General features: G+C 46.0%; 1 protein-coding gene. It reads right to left on the bottom strand.

The window, feature by feature from the left end; translation table 11 throughout:
• Nucleotides 1-46 precede the first annotated feature (46 nt).
• Nucleotides 47-556 (bottom strand): transposase (locus CKW00_RS13505; protein WP_143544255.1); only part of this gene is annotated, 510 nt, incomplete at its 5' end.

The raw sequence follows: 556 nt of genomic DNA, 5'->3' as shown, positions 1-556 counted from the left end.
GGTTCTATTTCAAATGTTGGGGTGGAGGATCTTTTCCTCCGCCCCTTTATCCTAGGTGCTTGCCTACGTTCTTGAATTGGTGATGCATCAGAATGCGGGCCCGCAACCGGTCGTGCCGGCGAAAGCCGAAGGCATTCCGTTTCAATACTTTCGTCTGGTTGTTCAATCCTTCTACGAAGCCATTGCTGTAATCAAACATAAAACTATTCATGATTTCGGTCTGCCAGTTCCTGAACGTATCCACCGCGGCCATGAATTCTTTCATCCCTGAGGAAGCCACAAGGTCATAAAAGGCATATAAGTCCTCTTTCACTTGCTTGATATCTCCCCGCTTTGCTATCTCAAACCACGTTTGATACGCCTCTTTTAATCGATAAGCCACTTTCAATTCTGAAGACAGGTGGAGGTATCTCTCCAGATACCATCGCTGTTTATCCGACAGGGACTCATAGGGTTTGTGAAAGACATGCCTCATTCTCTTACACTTTCTCCGGTCGTAATCATGAAAGTCCTTCTGGACTCTTTTCCTTACACGGTCTACAGCCCAGTTGATATA

Origin of the sequence: Salimicrobium humidisoli (genome assembly GCF_002295105.1) — a bacterium.
Classification (GTDB): domain Bacteria; phylum Bacillota; class Bacilli; order Bacillales; family Halobacillaceae; genus Salimicrobium; species Salimicrobium humidisoli.
Note: the sequence above shows the minus strand (reverse complement) of the source record. Positions and strands in the feature narration are given on the sequence as shown.